The 13,043-nt window shown below is 68.7% G+C and carries 15 protein-coding genes; 5 read left to right on the plus strand and 10 right to left on the minus strand.

The features are described from left to right. Positions 1–4: 4 nt before the first annotated feature. The 6 genes from IT184_04455 to IT184_04480 form a co-directional block, all read right to left on the minus strand. Entirely contained in the window at positions 5–1,219 is a 1,215-nt protein-coding gene (locus IT184_04455; protein ID MCC7008044.1) for a cysteine desulfurase, read from the minus strand. 17 nt (positions 1,220–1,236) lie between these two features. Then, positions 1,237–2,565, minus strand: a complete 1,329-nt coding sequence (sufD, locus tag IT184_04460) for a Fe-S cluster assembly protein SufD (protein ID MCC7008045.1) — start codon at positions 2,563–2,565, stop codon at positions 1,237–1,239. Positions 2,566–2,567: 2 nt separating this feature from the next. Continuing rightward, a complete protein-coding gene (sufC, locus tag IT184_04465; protein ID MCC7008046.1) occupies positions 2,568–3,329 on the minus strand; it encodes a Fe-S cluster assembly ATPase SufC in 762 nt (253 codons plus the stop codon). A 147-nt stretch (positions 3,330–3,476) separates the two neighbouring features. Continuing rightward, positions 3,477–4,919 carry a Fe-S cluster assembly protein SufB gene (gene sufB / locus IT184_04470; GenBank protein MCC7008047.1) on the minus strand — a complete coding sequence of 481 codons (1,443 nt, stop codon included), beginning with the start codon at positions 4,917–4,919 and terminating at the stop codon, positions 3,477–3,479. Positions 4,920–5,018: 99 nt separating this feature from the next. Further along, on the minus strand, positions 5,019–5,345 hold the full coding sequence (locus tag IT184_04475; GenBank protein MCC7008048.1) for an iron-sulfur cluster assembly accessory protein: 327 nt from the start codon (positions 5,343–5,345) through the stop codon (positions 5,019–5,021). Continuing rightward, a complete protein-coding gene (locus IT184_04480; GenBank protein MCC7008049.1) occupies positions 5,342–5,797 on the minus strand; it encodes an Rrf2 family transcriptional regulator in 456 nt (151 codons plus the stop codon). The genes IT184_04475 and IT184_04480 overlap by 4 nt, the downstream gene beginning before the upstream one ends. Positions 5,798–5,986: 189 nt before the next feature. Here IT184_04480 and IT184_04485 point away from each other — a divergent pair, with 189 nt between their 5' ends. Next, on the plus strand, positions 5,987–7,228 hold the full coding sequence (locus IT184_04485; GenBank protein ID MCC7008050.1) for a DNA recombination protein RmuC: 1,242 nt from the start codon (positions 5,987–5,989) through the stop codon (positions 7,226–7,228). Here IT184_04485 and IT184_04490 read toward each other — a convergent pair whose 3' ends face one another. From IT184_04490 to IT184_04500, 3 genes are read right to left on the minus strand one after another with little or no spacing between them, the layout of a single operon-like run. Continuing rightward, complete coding sequence (locus tag IT184_04490; GenBank protein MCC7008051.1) at positions 7,229–7,933, minus strand: SIMPL domain-containing protein; 705 nt, start codon at positions 7,931–7,933, stop codon at positions 7,229–7,231. 11 nt (positions 7,934–7,944) lie between these two features. Then, positions 7,945–8,376, minus strand: a complete 432-nt coding sequence (locus IT184_04495) for a hypothetical protein (GenBank protein MCC7008052.1) — start codon at positions 8,374–8,376, stop codon at positions 7,945–7,947. Then, the gene (locus IT184_04500; GenBank protein ID MCC7008053.1) at positions 8,354–9,151 is read right to left on the minus strand and encodes a ubiquinone/menaquinone biosynthesis methyltransferase; all 798 of its coding nucleotides are present in this window, start codon (positions 9,149–9,151) and stop codon (positions 8,354–8,356) included. Before IT184_04500 ends, IT184_04495 begins: the two co-directional genes overlap by 23 nt. A gap of 101 nt (positions 9,152–9,252) precedes the next feature. On the opposite strand from IT184_04500, the gene IT184_04505 reads away from it, so the two are divergent. From IT184_04505 to IT184_04515, 3 genes are all read left to right on the plus strand, one after another. Further along, complete coding sequence (locus IT184_04505; protein ID MCC7008054.1) at positions 9,253–9,927, plus strand: metal-dependent transcriptional regulator; 675 nt, start codon at positions 9,253–9,255, stop codon at positions 9,925–9,927. Positions 9,928–10,003: 76 nt separating this feature from the next. Next, the gene (locus IT184_04510) at positions 10,004–11,425 is read left to right on the plus strand and encodes an Nramp family divalent metal transporter (GenBank protein ID MCC7008055.1); all 1,422 of its coding nucleotides are present in this window, start codon (positions 10,004–10,006) and stop codon (positions 11,423–11,425) included. Positions 11,426–11,427: 2 nt separating this feature from the next. Continuing rightward, entirely contained in the window at positions 11,428–11,856 is a 429-nt protein-coding gene (locus IT184_04515) for a universal stress protein (GenBank protein MCC7008056.1), read from the plus strand. A gap of 43 nt (positions 11,857–11,899) precedes the next feature. Here the strand turns inward: IT184_04515 and IT184_04520 are convergent, their stop codons facing one another. Continuing rightward, a complete protein-coding gene (locus IT184_04520; GenBank protein ID MCC7008057.1) occupies positions 11,900–12,307 on the minus strand; it encodes a 6-carboxytetrahydropterin synthase in 408 nt (135 codons plus the stop codon). Positions 12,308–12,335: 28 nt separating this feature from the next. Here IT184_04520 and IT184_04525 point away from each other — a divergent pair, with 28 nt between their 5' ends. Further along, positions 12,336–13,031 (plus strand): 7-cyano-7-deazaguanine synthase, encoded by a 696-nt coding sequence (locus IT184_04525; protein ID MCC7008058.1) that lies wholly within the window; start codon positions 12,336–12,338, stop codon positions 13,029–13,031. Positions 13,032–13,043: the final 12 nt, after the last annotated feature.

Genomic DNA, 13,043 nt, shown 5'->3' on the forward strand with positions numbered 1-13,043 from the left:
CTCGTCACCCCAAGAGCGTGCGCACACGATCGAGGCCCGCCGCGAGCGCGTCGATCTCCGCCGCGGTGTTGTACATCGCCAGCGAGGCGCGGGCCGTCGCCGGAATCCCGAAGCGGTCCATGACCGGCTGCGCGCAGTGATGGCCGGTGCGGATCGCGATACCCTCGCGATCGAGCACCGTGCCGATGTCGTGCGGATGGATGCCATCCATCACGAACGACACGACGGCGCTCTTCCGCGCAGCGGTTCCGACGAGGGTCACGCCGGGCATCGACGACAGCGCCCCGGTCGCGCGGTCGAGCAGGGCCGCTTCGTGCGCGGCGATCGCGGGCAGGCCGACCCCGCCGAGATACTCGAGCGCGGCCCGCAGGCCGATCGCGCCCGCGATGTTCGGCGTGCCCGCCTCGAACTTGTACGGCAGGTCGTTCCAGGTGCTCTCCTCGAACGACACGCTGCGGATCATGTCGCCGCCGCCGAGAAAGGGCGGCATGGCGTCGAGCAGCGCCTCCCGGCCGTACAGCACGCCGATGCCGGTGGGCCCGTACACCTTGTGGCCGGTGAACACGTAGAAATCGGCGTCGAGCGCGCGCACGTCCACCGGCATGTGATGGACGGCTTGCGAGCCGTCCACGAGCACCCGCGCGCCCGCGTCATGGGCGCGCCGCACGATCTCGGCGACCGGGTTCACCGTGCCGAGCGCATTGGAGACGTGCACGACGGCGACGAGGCGCGTGCGCTCGTTCAGCAACAGCTCGAACTGCTCCCAGATCAGCTCGCCGCGATCGTCGATCGGAATCACCCGCAGCGTGGCACCGGCCCGCGCGCAGGCGAGCTGCCACGGCACGATGTTCGAGTGGTGCTCCATCGCCGAGATCAGCACCTCGTCGCCGGCGCGCAGGCTGTCGTCGCCCCACGCGCGCGCCACCAGGTTGATGGCTTCCGTGGCGTTCCGCGTGAAGACGATCTCGCGCTCCGACCTGGCGTTGAGGAAGACCCGCACGGCCTCGCGCGCCGCCTCGTAGGCCACCGTTGCGCGTTCGCTGAGCGTGTGCACGCCGCGGTGGACGTTCGCGTTGTCCTGCCGGTAGTACTGCTGCAGGGCGTCGAGCACCACCTGCGGCTTCTGCGTCGTCGCGGCGTTGTCGAGGTACACGAGCGGCTTGCCGTGCACCTGCTGGTGCAGCGCCGGGAAGTCGGCCCTGAGGGCCGCGACGTCCAGGGCCGTGGCGGAGGGCGTCATGGCTCCTCGATCGACAGCTTCCGGTCGACCAGGTGCATGGCCAGCTCGCGGACGGCCGGCACGGCGATGCCGTCCAGCACCTCGCCGGCGAACGCGTGGATCAGCATCACGCGCGCCGCCGGCTCGCTGACGCCGCGCGCCCGCAGATAGAACATCGCGTCCTCGTCGAGCTGGCCGATCGCCGCGCCGTGCGTGCACTTCACGTCGTCGGCGAAGATCTCGAGCTGCGGCTTCGTGTTGATCTGCGCCTCGTCGGTCAGGAGCAGCGCGCGGTTCGTCTGCTTGGCGTCCGTCTTCTGCGCGTCGGGCCGGACGAGGATCTTGCCGTTGAAGACCGCCCGGGCCCGGCCGCCGAGAATGCCCTTGTACACCTCGTGGCTCGGACAGTGCGGCTTCGCGTGATCGATGGTCGTATGGGTGTCGACCAGGCTGTCGCCGGTCGCGAGGTACAGGCCGTTGAGCGTGCACTCCGCGCCTTCGCCGCCGAGCACCGCGCTGATGTCGTTGCGCGCGATGCGGCCGCCGAACGTCAGCGCCTGCGACGTGAACGTGCTCGCCCGGTCGAGCCAGACGGCCAGGTTGCCGAGGTGAAACGCCTCATCGCCCTCTCGCTGGAGCCGCACGTGACGGACGATCGCGCCCGCGTCCAGGTGCACCTGCGTCACCGCGCTCGTCAGCGTCGTCCCCTGGCCGATCCCGGCGTACGTCTCGACGATGCTGACCTCCGCCGCTTCGCCGACGTGGATCAGGATCCGCGGCAGCACGTAGGCCGGACGCGCACCGCCGGCGGAGACGGCGATCACGTGGATGGGCCGGCCGACAACGGCGCCGGGCGCCACGCGCAGGGCGATCGCGTCCTCGAACAGGGCATCGTTCAGGTCGACGAAGGCGTTGGACGACGGTTCGGCCGTCACGTGCCCGTGATCGCCGCGGGCCAGCGCGCCGGTGTCTTCCACGATCTCGCCGCCATCCGCCAGGGTGCGCACGGACACGGCCGGCTCCAGCGCCTGCAGCGAGCACAGCGACCTGATCACGCGGCCGTTGACGACGACGATCTCCGCGCCGGCTCCCTCGAAGAGATGGGGCGCGAGGTCGGCGCGCGTGAGGGCCGGCTCGGGCGCGCGGACGAACGACTCGGCGGCGATCGGCGCCACGTTGGTGAAGCGCCATTCCTCGTCGCGGGTCGTCGGCATGCCGCGTTCGAGGAAGCGATCGAATGCGCGCTCGCGCCGGCGCTGCAGCCACTCCGGGCCGAACGCGGGCGCGCGGCGGAACGCCTCGAACTCGGCGGCGAACGCGCCGACGCGGTCTGCGACCTGCGGCATGGCTAGGCGACCCCCACGTTCTCGCGCTCGATCCAGCCGTAGCCCTTCGCTTCGAGCTCGAGCGCGAGCTCCTTGCCGCCCGATCGGACGATCCGGCCGTCGGTGAGCACGTGGACGATGTCGGGCACGATGTAGTTCAGCAGGCGCTGATAATGGGTCACGAGGATCATCGCGCGCTCGGGGCTGCGCAGCGCGTTGACGCCGTTCGCCACGATCCGGAGCGCGTCGATGTCGAGACCCGAGTCGGTCTCGTCGAGCACGGCCAGCCGCGGTTGGAGCACCGCCATCTGGAAGATCTCGTTGCGCTTCTTCTCGCCGCCGGAGAACCCCTCGTTCACGGCGCGGCTGAGCATCGCCGGATCCATCTCGAGCAGCTTCGACTTCTCCCGCGCGAGCTGCATGAACTCCACGGCGTCGAGCTCGGGCTGGCCGTGGTACTTGCGCACGGCGTTCAGCGCCGCCTTGAGGAAGTAGCTGTTGTTGATGCCGGTGATCTCGACCGGGTACTGGAACGCCATGAACAGGCCCTCACAGGCCCGCACCTCCGGCGCCATCTCCAGCAGATCCTTGCCGTCGTAGCGGATGGTCCCGCCGGTGACCTCGTAGCCGGGATGGCCCGCGAGCACCCGCGCCAGCGTGCTCTTGCCCGACCCGTTCGGGCCCATGATCGCGTGCACCTCGCCCGCGTTCACGTCGAGCGACAAGCCCTTCAGGATGTCCTTGCCTTCCGCCCGCGCGTGCAAATCTCGAATCTCAAGCAACATGGTTCCTGCGCCTCGTGACTCAGTGCCCGGCGGCACTTCCCGCGCCGCCCGCACGAACTTCCCCACCTTCGCCCGACAGGAAAAGCAGACGAGCGTCAGCTCGTTCCTTGAACCTGTCGTACCGGTCGTACATGTTGTACCCGTGGTCTAGCCAACCGATCCTTCCAGGCTGATCGACAGCAGCTTCTGGGCTTCCACGGCGAACTCCATCGGCAGCTCGCGGAACACCTCCTTGCAGAAGCCGCTCACGATCATGTTCACGGCGTCTTCCATCGAGATGCCGCGCTGGCGGCAATAGAAGAGCTGGTCTTCGCCGATCTTCGACGTGGAGGCCTCGTGCTCCACCTTCGCCGACGTGTTCCTGATCTCGAGATAGGGGAACGTGTGCGCGCCGCACTTGTCACCGATGAGCAGCGAGTCGCACTGCGAGTAGTTGCGCGCACCGTGCGCGTGCTTGCCGATGCGCACCGCGCCCCGGTACGTGTTCTGCCCGTGGCCGGCGGAGATGCCCTTCGAGACGATCGTGCTCCGCGTGTTCCGCCCGAGGTGGATCATCTTCGTGCCGGTGTCGGCCTGCTGCCGGTTGTTCGTCGTCGCGACCGAGTAGAACTCGCCGACCGAGTTGTCTCCCTGCAGGATGCAGCTCGGATACTTCCACGTGATCGCCGAGCCGGTCTCGACCTGCGTCCAGGTGATCTTCGCGTTCGCCATCGCCTTGCCGCGCTTGGTGACGAAGTTGTAGATGCCGCCCTTGCCCTCGGCGTCGCCCGGATACCAGTTCTGGATGGTCGAGTACTTGATGGTCGAGCCCTCCAGCGCGACGAGCTCGACGACCGCCGCGTGCAACTGGTGCTCGTCCCGCATGGGCGCCGTGCAGCCCTCCAGGTAGCTCACGTGCGCGCCCGCGTCGGCGACGATGAGCGTCCGCTCGAACTGCCCGGTGTTGCGGGCGTTGATGCGGAAATAGGTGGACAGCTCCATCGGGCACCGCACGCCCTTCGGGATGTAGACGAACGAGCCGTCGCTGAAGACCGCGGAGTTCAGCGTCGCGTAGAAGTTGTCCGTGTACGGCACGACCGAGCCGAGATACGTCTTCACCAGCTCGGGATGGTGCTTCACCGCTTCCGAGAAGGAGCAGAAGACGATCCCCAGCTCCGCCAGCTTCTCGCGGAACGTCGTCGCCACCGACACGCTGTCGAAGACGGCGTCGACCGCCACGCCGGAGAGCAGCAACTGCTCTTCCAGCGGAATGCCGAGCTTCTCGAACGTGCGCCGCACCTCGGGATCGACCTCGTCGATGCTCTTGAGCTGCGGCTTCTTCTTCGGCGCCGAGTAGTAGCTGATCGCGTTGTAGTCGATCGGCGCGATCGACAGGTTGTGCCAAGTCGGCACGGCCATGGCCTGCCAGGCGCGGTACGACTTCAGCCGGAACTCCAGCAGCCACGCCGGCTCTTCCTTGATCGCCGACAGCCGCCGGATGACGTCCTCGTTGAGCCCAGGAGGAAACGTGTCGGCCTCGACGGCCGTCTCGAACCCGTACTTGTACTCGCGCGTCGCGAGCTGCTCGATGGTCTCAGTGGATGTGGACATAGTTTCCTGGCGTGGGCCCACCCCACGCATCGACCGCGCCGGCCTGGCTGCGGTCGTCGTTGATTGCTGACGCCCCGGCTCCGGGGCCCTCGCGGCGTCCTAGACCGAGAAGGACGTGCCGCACCCGCAGGTGCTCTTCGCGTGCGGGTTCTGAAAGACGAAGCCGCGGCTGAGCAGACCCGTGTCGTAATCGAGCGTCGTGCCGTCGAGCAGCCGATGGCTCCGCGGATCGATCCACACGCGGACGCCGCCAGGCCCGTCGAACACGAGGTCGCCGTCGCGAGGCTCCGGCTCCCAGGCGAAGACGTACTCGAACCCCGAACAGCCGCCGGCCTTCACGCCGACGCGCAGGCCCGTGGCCTCGGTGTACTGCTTCTCCAGCAGCCGCCGGATCTGGGCTGCCGCGTTGTCGGTCACGCTGATCATCGCTTCGGATTCCGCATCATCACCGGCACCAGGTCCGGTTCGCTGTTCATGTCCCGCGCCAGCTCGGCGACCGACGTCGCCGCCAACGCGGAGACGATCCGATCCTTGATGCGCCACAACGGATCGCGGATGTTGCACTTCGCGTACTGGTCGCAGCTCTGGTCGCTCGTGGAGCAGGCCGTCACCGTGAGCGGCCCGTCCACGGCCTGAATCACGTCGGCCACCGACATCAGCTCCGCCGGCCGGCTCAAGCCGTAGCCGCCGCGCGTGCCCTGATGGGAAGCCAGGAGCTTGGCACGCACGAGCTTCTGCAGCACCTTCGCCAGCAGCTCCGAGGGAATGTCGTACGTCTCGGCGAGCTCTCGAGCCGGCACCGATCCGCGATCGATGTTCGCGGCCAGATGCCGCATCGCGAGCAGGGCGTAATCCGCTTTCTTCGACAGGCGCAGCATGGGGAACTGCCGGCCGGTAATATCCGACCGAACGAGTCCATCTTAACGGGCTCTGCGAGGATCGGCAAGCGGCCGATGGACGCCAACTCGTTGATGAGACAGTTCTTATTAGCGACGCCATCTTTCCGCTCCCGCGCCGGTCACTCTGTGTGACCATACCTGTCACACCGTGCCGCCTATACTCGGCCCATGCTCGTGACGGTCCTGTCGGCCGCCCTCGGCGCGCTCGCGGGCGCGGCCGTGGTCCTGGTCCTCTGGCTGCGCGATCGCGCCGCGCTCGCCGCCGACAGCGCGCGGCTGGCCGCGGAACGCGAGGCCGCCATTCGCGCCGTCGAGCACCAGCGCGTCGAGCTCGCCGAGCGGCAGGCCCAGCTTCGCGACGCGTTCGCGGCGCTCTCACGCGCCGCGCTCCGCGAGAACCGGCAGGACTTCCTGGAGAACGCCCAAGCGATCATCACGCCCGTCAGAGAGACGCTCGATCGCGTGGAGCGCCATCTCTCCGACGTCGATCGCGCGCGCGAAGGCTCGTTCCAGGCCGTCGCCTCGCAGCTCGGGTTGCTGCAGCTCGCGCAGGAGCAGCTTCGGAGCACGGCGGAGGGCTTGTCGCGCTCGCTCGGCTCGCCGAACGTTCGCGGCGCGTGGGGCGAGATCCAACTGCGCCGGATCGTGGAGCTGGCCGGCATGCTGCCCTTCTGCGATTTCGTGGAGAAGCAGAGCCTGACGTCGGACGCGGGCGCGCGCCAGACACCCGACCTCATCGTCAGGCTTCCCGGAGACGCCACGATCGTCGTCGATTCGAAGGTGCCAATCCAGGCGTACCGCGACGCGGTGAACGCGTCGGACCCGGCGATCCGTGAACAGGGGTTCGCGGCGCACATCCGTCAGGTTCGGGATCACATCCGCGCGCTCGGTGCGAAGGAATACTGGCGGCAGTTCCAGCCCGCGCCCGACTTCGTCGTGATGTTCCTGCCGCTCGAGCCGCTGCTGTCGGCGGCGTTCGAACGCGACGAAGCGCTGTTCGACGTGGCCGCAGCGCAGCGCGTGATCCCGGCCACGCCGATGACGCTGCTCGCGCTGCTGAAAGCCGTCGCGTCGGGCTGGCGCCAGCAACAGCTCGCGCGAAACGCCGAGGAGATCCAGCAGCTCGGCCGTGACCTCTACGAACGGCTGGCGACGATGATCGGCCACCTCGAGGACGTGGGACGGAACATCCGGCAGGCCGGCGAGAGCTACGACCGGTTCGTCGGCTCGCTCGAGCACAAGGTGCTGCCGAGCGCGAGACGCTTCAAGGATCTCGGCGTGACGTCCACGAAGTCGCTGCAAGAGATCGAGCCGCTGCACGTCGCCGTCCGGGCCGTGGTCAAGCCCGAGCTGGCCGGGCGCGACGACGTGGATCTGCTCGAAGCGGCTCTCGGCCGCGACGACGGATAGCTACTTCAGCTCGACGGTCAGCACGACCCTGGCCTGGATTTCGATCTCGCCGGGGGCGATCGGCGTCTGCACGTCGGCGGGCGCGGCCGCCGCACGCATCGAGAACATCGGCTGCGGCGCGCCGCCGCCGCTCGACGGCTCCTCGATGCGCAGGATCTGGCCGAGCTGACGTCCGGCGCCGGCGGCCATCGCCCTGGCGCGGCTCATCGCCGCCTCGACCGCCAGCTTCAGCGCTTCCTGTTGCACCGCAGGTTCGTCCTTCAAATCGAATCGCGGGCCGTGCACCGACAGCACGACGCCTCGCGGGCTGTTGAGCGCGTCGAGCAGCTCCGGCAGGCGATCGAGGTCGTCCACCCGCACGTCGATCTGGTTGCGGACGACATAGCCGCGCAGCGTACCCTTTCCGTCGCGCCAGTCCATCTCGGGCGCAATGGAGAACGCGGTCGTTCGAATCGCGCTCGCCGGCACGCCCGCGCCTTTGACGATGCCCTGCACGGCCGTCATCGTCTCGGCGTTCCGGCGGCGCGCTTCGGCGGGACGGGCATCGCGCGTCTCGATCGCGATCGAGATCGAGGCGCGATCGGGCGGCCGCTTGACGGTCGCCTCGCCCGCCGCGATCACGATCGGAAGAGCGGGCGCGGCAGTCTGAGCCGAAGCGGCCGAGGCGATGCAACCGATCAGGACGGCGAGGAGAACGGCGCGCATAGAGTCTCCCTTCACGATCGAACGATGAGTTTCGGGATCTCGGCGAGCAGGAACGTCGCCACGTCTTCTTCGCTGAGCTCGGCCACCGGTTTGCCCGGCGCGATCGGACGCTCGACGAGGTGGCCGTCGCGCCCGCGCGTGACGCTCGTCCGGCCCAGCACCTCGACCGGCGCTTTCGTTGCGTCCAGGACGAGCTCGACGAACGTCTGCGGCGATTGGTCGGCGTGCAGCCGGACGCTGCCCGCCGGCGTGTGCACGCTGAAGGACGGGCCGGTGGAATTCAGGATCTGCGCGGCCTGCCGCATCAACGGCACGGCGATGTGCTCGAGAAAGCCCGCGTAGGCGGCCGTCGCATCGTCCACGGCCTGCCGCCTGGCGGCTGCGTCCTTTCGCGCCTCGTCGAGCGCCCGCAGGATGCGTTTACGAAGCTCCGACACTTCCACGATGGTCGTTCCCCCTTCCGCATTCTACGGGATGCGGAGGCGGCGGCTCCGAGCGCTTTCGCGCGAAGTGCGCGGCCATCAGGCCGCCGAAGATCGGGACGTGCTCGACGGCGGTCAGCCCGGCGTCGCGCATCATGACCGCGACAGGCCGCGCGCCCGGATACCGCGCGACCGTCGCCGGGATGTACCGGTACGTGCCGGGGTCGCCATGGAGCGCCGCGCCGAGCGCCGATCCGACGACCGTGAGGTACCCGAGGTAGATCGCGCGGATGGAGGCGGACTCCGGCCGCTCGAAGTCCAGCGCCGCCAGAACGCCGCCGGGCCGAAGCGTCGCGGCGATCTCGTCGAGCGCACGCGGCAGGTCGACGACGTTTCGGAGACCGTAGCCGATCGTGACCACGTCGAACGCCTCGGCAGGCAGCGGCAGATGCGTCATGTCGCCGACCACCCAGCTCGCGTGATCGATCCCCTTGCGGCGCGCCCGCGCGATCATCGGCGCCGTGAAATCGAGGCCGATGACCGTGGCGCCTCGCCGGCTCATCAGCTCGGCGAGATCTCCCGTGCCGCAGGCGAGGTCGAGGACGCGCATGCCCGGCGCGACGCCAGCCCGCCGCACCAGCATCCGCTTCCAGCGCTGATCGCAGCCGAACGAGAGCAGCCGCGTGATGAGGTCGTAGCGATCGGCGATCGTCGCGAACAACCGGCGCGCGTATCGATACTTGCCCTGCGGCGTCTCGAGCGCGCGCTCGAGCGATCGCTCAGCTCGGCCGGTCATGCCGCCCAACGATCGCCTTGGTCAAGGTGCCGCACGCGACCGGCTTCCGCGCCGAAGGGCCTGGGCTCGGACATCACAGGTGGGAGCCATGATAATGACGCATGCTTCCGTCTCAGACCGTCGAGAACTACCTGAAGGCGATCTTCCTCGCGCAGGCGAACCTGAGCGAGCCTGAGTCGCTCGTGCCGATGGGGCAGGTCGCGTCGGCGCTGGGCGTCGTGCCCGGCACCGCGACGACGATGGTGAAGACGTTGGCGGAGTCAGGTCTGGCGCGCTACGAGCCGTACATGGGCGTGCGGCTCACGGAGGCCGGCGAGCGGCTCGCGAGCCGCGTGCTGCGCCGGCATCGGCTCGTCGAGCTGTTCCTGGTGCGAGTCCTCGGCATGAGCTGGGCGGACGTGCACGACGAAGCCGAGCAGCTCGAACACGCCGTGTCCGATCGTCTCATCGAGCGCATGGACCAGATGCTGGGCCGGCCCGCCGCCGACCCGCACGGCGACCCCATCCCGTCCGCCGAGGGCGTGATGGCGACCCCAGACTACGTCGCGCTCGCCGCTGCCCCGCTCGGCGTGCCGCTCATCGTCGAGCGTGTCCTCGACCAGGACCCGGGATTCCTCAGGTTCGTGGAAGGGCGGGCGCTCGTGCCCGGCGCGATCGTCACGCTGGAAGCGCGCGACGAGGCTGCGGACTCCGTCGAGCTCCGGTCGCCGGCCGGCGAGTCGACGATCATCGGCTTGCGCGCGGCCTCTAAACTGCTGGTCAGCCCGACGCGATAAGACGAAACGCGTGCCCATTCCGCAGGCCTTGCTGAAAGTTTGACTCTTCAAACTTTATTTCTATAATACCCAAATGATGCCCGAGGGACAGGCGCAGCCGGCACGACCGGGTCACCCCCCGGCTGGCGCGGCCGTCGAACCGCCTCAGCCTGCCGGCACGGACGGCGCGTGGCGGCACGCGCGCACCGACGTGAGCCTGCCCGAAGTCCACCGCAGCATCCAGGTGCCGCACGGTCTCGGCTTCTGGCGCAAGCTGCTCGCCTTCTCCGGTCCCGGCTACCTCGTGGCGGTCGGCTACATGGATCCGGGCAACTGGGCCACCGACCTGGCCGGCGGCTCGATGTTCGGCTACACGCTGCTCAGCGTGATCCTGCTCTCCAACCTGATGGCGATCCTGCTGCAGTCGCTCTGCGCCAAGCTGGGCATCGTCACGGGCCGGGACCTCGCGCAGGCGTGCCGCGACCACTACTCGCGGCCGGTGTCGTTCGGGCTCTGGGTGCTGTGCGAGATCGCGATCTGCGCCTGCGACCTGGCGGAGGTGATCGGATCGGCGATCGCGCTGAACCTGCTGTTCGGGCTGCCGCTCGTCTGGGGCGTCTGCCTGACGGCGCTGGACGTGCTCGCGGTGATGTACCTGCAGAACAAGGGGTTCCGGTACCTCGAGGCGCTCGTCATCACGCTGATCCTCACGATCGGCGGCTGCTTCTTCGCCGAGATCGTCTTCTCGCGGCCGGACGTGGCGGCGGTGCTGGGCGGCTTCGTGCCGCGGTTCGAGATCATCGAGCGGCCCGAGATGCTGTACGTCGCCATCGGCATCCTCGGCGCGACGGTGATGCCGCACAACCTCTACCTGCACTCGTCGATCGTCCAGACGCGCAAGTACGAGCACACCGACGCGGGAAAGGCCGAAGCGATCAAGTTCGCGACCATCGACTCCAGCGTGGCGCTGATGTTCGCGCTCTTCATCAACGGCGCGATTCTCGTCGTCTCGGCCGCGACGTTCTTCGGCAAGAGCGAGGTCGCGGAGATCCAGGACGCGTACCGCCTGCTCACGCCGATGCTCGGCGCGCCGCTCGCGAGCACGCTGTTCGCGCTCGCGCTGCTGGCGTCCGGGCAGAACTCCACGCTCACGGGCACGCTCGCCGGCCAGATCGTGATGGAGGGCTTTCTGCAGATCCGGCTGCGGCCGTGGCTGCGGCGGCTGATCACGCGGCTGATCGCCATCGTGCCGGCGGTCATCACGACGGCGCTGTACGGCGAGAGCGGCACCGCGAGCCTGCTGGTCTTCAGCCAGGTCGTGCTCAGCCTTCAGTTGTCGTTCGCCGTCGTGCCGCTGGTCGCGTTCACGAGCAGCCGGCGTAAGATGGGGCGGTTCGTCAACTCGTCGGCGGTGCAGGTGCTCGCGTGGTCGACGGCCGCGCTGATCGTCGCCCTCAACGTCAAGTACCTGTCGGACTACTTCGGCCTCAGCGAACGGGTGGGCCACCTGTTCGGGTGATCATGTATCGACGCATCCTGGTCGCCCTCGAGCACGGCCGCGCCGACGAGAGCCTGCTGCCCCACGTCGCGCAGCTCGCGACGCTGCTCGGGTCGACGCTCCTGCTCGTGCACGTCGCCGACGGCTTCGCCGCCCGCCACTTCGACGAGCTGAAGCTGGCCGAATCGGAGGAGATCAAAAGCGATCGCGACTACCTCGAGCGCCGCGCCGCGGCGCTCCGATCACAGGGGCTGACGGTGGACGTACGGCTGGCGATGGGCGATCCGCCAACCGAGATCCTCAAGGTGGCCGAAGCCGACGGCTGCGACCTCATCGCCATGACGACGCACGGCCACCGGTTCCTTGGCGATCTCGTGCGCGGCAGCACGATTTCGGCCGTGCGTCACAAGAGCCAGATCCCGCTGCTGCTCGTGAGAGCCGCGGCCGACTGATCGCACGGGCTGCTCGATCGCGACCGTCCGATCCGCGATCCGGTCACGCGCCGTCCCGGTACTCCGCGAACGAGCTGGGCGTCTCCCACACGCGGACGGCGAACACGTCCAGGCCGTGGTGACGCGCCATGTCGAAGATGAGCTTCGCGATGTGCTCGACGGTCGGGTTGCTGTCGGTCGTGAACACCGGCTCGTGCAGCGCCTGAAGCGGCTCCACGAGCGGATCGTCGTGGCGCAGGATCATCTTGTGATCGAGCTCGGCGTCGATCCAGCCTTTGACGATGCGCTTGATGTCGGAGAAGTCGGCGACCATGTTGCGGCTGTCGAGCTCGGCCGTCCGCACGTCGACTTCGACGACCGCGTTGTGCCCGTGCGGATGCTTGCAGATCCCGTCGTAGTCCAGCAGCCGATGGCCATAACAGAAGTCGATGCGCTTGGTCACCAGGTACATGTCCACACTGTAACCTAGCGCAAGGCCCATGACGTCCGCCGTCCTCTTCTCGGGTGGTCTCGACAGCGCCGTGCTGCTCGCCGACGAAGCTGCGCGCTCGGACGTCGTCTGGCCGATTCACGTGCGGACCGGCATGGCGTGGGAGCCGGCGGAAGCACGCGCCATCGAGCGTCTGCTGTCGAGCGCGCCGTTCGCCGCGCGCACGCGGCCGCTGGCGGCGCTCACGGTCGACATGCGCGAGGTCTATCCGGCAACGCACTGGGCGATCGAAGGACGCGCGCCGGCGTACGACACGCCGGACGAAGACGTCTACCTCGAGGGCCGCAACATCGTGCTGATCGCGAAGGCCGCGGTGCTCTGCGCGCGGCTGGGCGCCGGCCGCCTGGTGCTCGGTCCGCTGGCGGGGAACCCGTTTCCCGATGCGACGCCCGAGTTCTTCCGAACGATGGCGGCGGCGATGTCGCTCGGCCTCGGCCGGCCGCTCGAGATCGCGGCGCCGTTCTCGCGCCTGCACAAGGAAGACGTCGTCCGGCTCGGCGTCGAGCTGCGCGTGCCGCTCGAGCTCACGCTGTCGTGCATGCAGCCGGCCGGCGAACGTCATTGCGGCCGGTGCAGCAAGTGCCGCGAGCGGCAGGATGCGTTCCGCGTTGCCGGTGTGGCGGACCCGACCGACTACGCCGCCGTCTGGACCGGCGCGAGCCACACAGACGATCGCTCGACGTGACGTCGGGAGGAA

It is taken from the genome of Acidobacteriota bacterium, assembly GCA_020853395.1.
Taxonomy (GTDB): Bacteria; Acidobacteriota; Vicinamibacteria; order Vicinamibacterales; family SCN-69-37; genus JADYYY01.

Bases quoted from the DNA above. Each gene is read 5' to 3' on its own strand.
- sufD (MCC7008045.1), bottom strand. From the start codon at position 2,565: ATGCCGCAGGTCGCAGACCGCGTCGGCGCGTTCGCCGCCGAGTTCGAG.
- sufC (MCC7008046.1), bottom strand. From the start codon at position 3,329: ATGTTGCTTGAGATTCGAGATTTGCACGCGCGGGCGGAAGGCAAGGAC.
- sufB (MCC7008047.1), bottom strand. From the start codon at position 4,919: ATGTCCACATCCACTGAGACCATCGAGCAGCTCGCGACGCGCGAGTAC.
- IT184_04475 (MCC7008048.1), bottom strand. From the start codon at position 5,345: ATGATCAGCGTGACCGACAACGCGGCAGCCCAGATCCGGCGGCTGCTG.
- IT184_04480 (MCC7008049.1), bottom strand. From the start codon at position 5,797: ATGCTGCGCCTGTCGAAGAAAGCGGATTACGCCCTGCTCGCGATGCGG.
- IT184_04485 (MCC7008050.1), top strand. From the start codon at position 5,987: ATGCTCGTGACGGTCCTGTCGGCCGCCCTCGGCGCGCTCGCGGGCGCG.
- IT184_04490 (MCC7008051.1), bottom strand. From the start codon at position 7,933: ATGCGCGCCGTTCTCCTCGCCGTCCTGATCGGTTGCATCGCCTCGGCC.
- IT184_04500 (MCC7008053.1), bottom strand. From the start codon at position 9,151: ATGACCGGCCGAGCTGAGCGATCGCTCGAGCGCGCGCTCGAGACGCCG.
- IT184_04505 (MCC7008054.1), top strand. From the start codon at position 9,253: ATGCTTCCGTCTCAGACCGTCGAGAACTACCTGAAGGCGATCTTCCTC.
- IT184_04510 (MCC7008055.1), top strand. From the start codon at position 10,004: ATGCCCGAGGGACAGGCGCAGCCGGCACGACCGGGTCACCCCCCGGCT.
- IT184_04515 (MCC7008056.1), top strand. From the start codon at position 11,428: ATGTATCGACGCATCCTGGTCGCCCTCGAGCACGGCCGCGCCGACGAG.
- IT184_04520 (MCC7008057.1), bottom strand. From the start codon at position 12,307: ATGTACCTGGTGACCAAGCGCATCGACTTCTGTTATGGCCATCGGCTG.
- IT184_04525 (MCC7008058.1), top strand. From the start codon at position 12,336: ATGACGTCCGCCGTCCTCTTCTCGGGTGGTCTCGACAGCGCCGTGCTG.